The organism is Pseudomonas sp. MIL19, assembly GCF_028680365.1.
Lineage (GTDB): Bacteria > Pseudomonadota > Gammaproteobacteria > Pseudomonadales > Pseudomonadaceae > Aquipseudomonas > Aquipseudomonas spirodelae.
Genome location: NZ_JAPPVG010000066.1, coordinates 1 through 3,465, shown reverse-complemented (window position 1 = coordinate 3,465; position 3,465 = coordinate 1). Strand labels below are relative to the sequence as shown.

The following is a 3,465-nucleotide window of genomic DNA, read 5'->3' as shown; positions in this document are numbered from 1 at the left end:
GCCTGAACCGCCGTGTACGGAACCGTACGCACGGTGGTGTGGGAGGACGGCGGCCGTGAGGCCGCCTCCTACCCGATCCAGTCACAAAAACAGCTAGACCAGTCCTATAGTCCAAAGGTACAAATTCGGTACAGTGCCGCTTCGATGGCACGCCTTTGGAGCAGGAAAAAGATGGCCACCATCTTCAAAACGGACGCAGGCACCTATAAAGCCCTGGTACGGAAAAGCGGCTGGCCTACCACTACCAAAACCTTCCGCACCAGTCGCGATGCCAAAGACTGGGCTCGCCGCATCGAAGACGAAATGGTCAGAGGCGTATACATTCAGCGCAGCGGTGCCGAACGTATGACCTTGGAAATTGCACTGAAACGCTACCTCACCGAAATAAGCCCCACCAAGAAGCCAACCACCCGGCGCGCCGAAGCCACCAAAGCCCAACAGCTGATCAGCCACCTGGGCAAATACTCCATGGCAGCCCTCTCGGCCGAGCTCATCGCCAGCTACCGCGACAAGCGCCTGGCCTCGATCACCAGCCGGGGCAAAACCACGAGTAACAATACCGTGCGCCTGGAACTGGCCCTGCTCAGCCACTTGTTCACAGTGGCCATCCAAGAATGGGGACTGGGGCTGAGCTTCAATCCGGTGCTGAACATCCGTAAACCCAGTGCAGGCCAAGGCCGTGACCGGCGCCTGTCTGCAGAAGAAGAGCGATTCCTGCTGACAGCCGTAAACGACCACAGCAACCCCATGCTTGGCTGGATCGTTCGCATCGCCCTAGAAACCGGCATGCGCTCGTCAGAGATCACGTCTTTACGCAGACATCAGGTCGATATGAAAAAGCGCGTAGTGCGCCTCTCAGACACTAAGAACGATAGCGCACGTACAGTGCCTCTTAGCAAATGGGCAACAGAGACCTTTGAAGCTGCGCTAAACAACCCGATACGCCCGATAGATTGCGACTTGGTGTTCTTTGGCGAGCCGGGCAAGGACGGCAAACGCCGCGCCTACAACTTCAACAAGACCTGGGGTGTGCTCAAGAAGAAACTAGGCATGGCTGACCTGCGCTTTCATGACCTGCGTCATGAAGCCGTCAGCCGACTAGTCGAGGGCGGATTATCCGACCAAGAGGTGTCCGCTATCAGCGGACACAAATCGATGCAGATGCTGAAACGCTATACGCATCTGCGTGCTGAAGATCTAGTCAGTAAGCTAGACAAGCTGACGCGCTGATCTAGCAGCCTTTACCGGCCTACCGGCCCCAACCCTTCTTCCGCCCCAGTTAGCTCGGCGCTCTTCTGCAGCACCCAACCACGCCTCGGCTCGAAGCAGAAGATCAAAAATGGCTTTCCTATCAGCCAGCAGTGAGCTGTGGAAAACCGCACGCTGCTCCTTGAAGACGCCAACTTCTAAATTGTGCTCATCTAACACCTGAATCACGGCTAGCAACTCTGAGGCCCCTTCAGGCTTACCTAAACGCCCAACCACATACCGCCATACCAGTGGCCTATGGCGCTCAAGCCAAGGGATGATTTCAGTTAGTTCCTTCCACTGTGATCGGAGCTTTTCCCTTCTTGCGTGGCCTGAAAGGCGTCGAAGCTGCTCGTCAAACTGCGGCGACAGCTTACGACCAAACCAATAGCTATCACTGTCTCGTTGTGACTGCAGGACTGCCCCTCCAACTGGAACTCGATGTACCCGACAGTACTTCTCTCCGCTCAAAACAAATCGCCAACACATGGCGCAAAAGCGGGGAGCTGGAAACGCCTCGGCATATTCAAAAAATACGTTTATCGCTGGAGCCATTGCCATCAGTTGCCCAAGCGAAACCAGCGCAGATGTCGATGAATGGCCAGGGAGATTGCTCAAGGAACGCCCCTTATCGGCGAATGCCTCCCAACTAAGTTCTCGCCCACTCAGAAAAGCATCTGCAGAGCGCAGTCCATCTATCAGGCGCTGCCCACCTGGAAGCCCGGAGCAGCGCTCAACACCCTCAAGCTGCTCGCGGATATGCCTTTTGAGAATTTTCCTGAAAAGCAGTGGCCTCATGGCTTCTTTGACCGAATGGCGTGAAATATCAACGACCAGCGGGCGCCACATGCCCACGCGCTGCCATCCGAGAGACTTACAAAGGTGTAACTCGAGAGCATGTTCCTGCCACAGGATTTTATTTGCATACACGCTGTGAGCACCTCAGGTGCGAAATCATCAAAAATGCGAAAAAGCCCTAAATCCCACTAAATACAGGGATCCCCTCAAATTTCAAGTGGCAAATTTTAACTCTTAATCGACCTTGCGAAATGCCCCTAGGATTGAACCGTAACTGAACCTAGGAGAACCATCATGTCGACAACCCAACAAATACTGACCGAACGCTGCGGAATACTTATGAGCTACGAGCAACTCGGCGAGGTTATGCACCGAAGCCCGGAGGGGCTGCGGATTACCCTCTCAGACAACAGAACCGATTGGGCCCGAAGCATCAACGCTGCAAAGAGGAAATGGGGACGTCGAGTACTGTTTCGCACAGCGGATATTGCGAAATTGATCGACGATGGCATCAAAAACTAACCATTCCAAACCTACTTCAGCAGCGTCCTTATGAGCATAAAAATCTCAAGTTTGGTCTGGGAACACTACCCGGCAGGCGGCAGCGAGCTGCTGACAGCCTTGGCGTACGCCGACCACGCACACGACAACGGCACCAATATCCGCCCCAGCGTCGCATATATCGCCAAGAAGACCCGACAGAGCGAACGTAGCGTTCGTCGCTACCTCGCGCAGATGCGTGAGAGTGGATGGCTACTCACTGTCAGACACGGGAATGGCGGTCGCGGGTTTGCGACAGAATATCGGATCAATCCCCTGTGGATAACTAACCCGGCCAAATTGTCACCCTTTGCTGCAGAGGCAAGCGAAACCCTGAAAAAGCAGGAACAAAAGGATGAAAGCAGAGGTAGCGAAAGCCTGACACCAGTGTCAGCCCAACCACCAGGAACCATAAAAGAACCTAAAACAGACCAAAGCAACCATCTTCAAGCACTCTCATTTCCCGATGAATTAACTGGCAGGAACCAAGCCGCTACCCAGAAACTGATCCAGCAATGCCCGGCGGACTTGCGGCAACTCGTCCTCGATGAGATAGCGACCCTGCTAGAGGCAGGTAAAGTTCGAAACCCCATAGGGTTACTTCGAAAGCTGGTTGCAGTGGCTCAAGTCGGAAAGTTCGTACCCAATACCAAGGCTCGTCGGCATGGACCACGTAATGCTGAACACATGCAAGATCAGGAGCTCACTCCGGATAAACACGCAGGCCGTCAATTCCTCAATGAGCTGCAAGAGCTACTCAAGAAGCACACTGTCCCCAAGAAATCCAAATAGCGACCCATCCTGCGGATTCCACGCTGACTCGGACACCCATTCCACGCACATCCGGACAGTGATTCCACGCTGATCCGGACACTCATT

4 protein-coding genes are annotated in these 3,465 nt (G+C 54.3%); 3 read left to right on the top strand and 1 reads right to left on the bottom strand.

Annotation, left to right across the window (positions count from 1 at the left end; genetic code table 11):
- Positions 1 to 171 precede the first annotated feature (171 nt).
- The gene (locus N1078_RS19275) at positions 172 to 1,230 is read left to right on the top strand and encodes a tyrosine-type recombinase/integrase (protein ID WP_274089680.1); all 1,059 of its coding nucleotides are present in this window, start codon (positions 172 to 174) and stop codon (positions 1,228 to 1,230) included.
- Here the strand turns inward: N1078_RS19275 and N1078_RS19270 are convergent.
- The gene (locus N1078_RS19270) at positions 1,210 to 2,178 is read right to left on the bottom strand and encodes a hypothetical protein (RefSeq protein WP_274089679.1); all 969 of its coding nucleotides are present in this window, start codon (positions 2,176 to 2,178) and stop codon (positions 1,210 to 1,212) included. The two genes, N1078_RS19275 and N1078_RS19270, sit on opposite strands and share 21 nt — an antisense overlap.
- Positions 2,179 to 2,340: 162 nt before the next feature.
- On the opposite strand from N1078_RS19270, the gene N1078_RS19265 reads away from it, so the two are divergent.
- On the top strand, positions 2,341 to 2,568 hold the full coding sequence (locus N1078_RS19265) for a hypothetical protein (protein ID WP_172926437.1): 228 nt from the start codon (positions 2,341 to 2,343) through the stop codon (positions 2,566 to 2,568).
- A gap of 30 nt (positions 2,569 to 2,598) precedes the next feature.
- A complete protein-coding gene (locus N1078_RS19260; protein WP_274089678.1) occupies positions 2,599 to 3,378 on the top strand; it encodes a helix-turn-helix domain-containing protein in 780 nt (259 codons plus the stop codon).
- Positions 3,379 to 3,465: the final 87 nt, after the last annotated feature.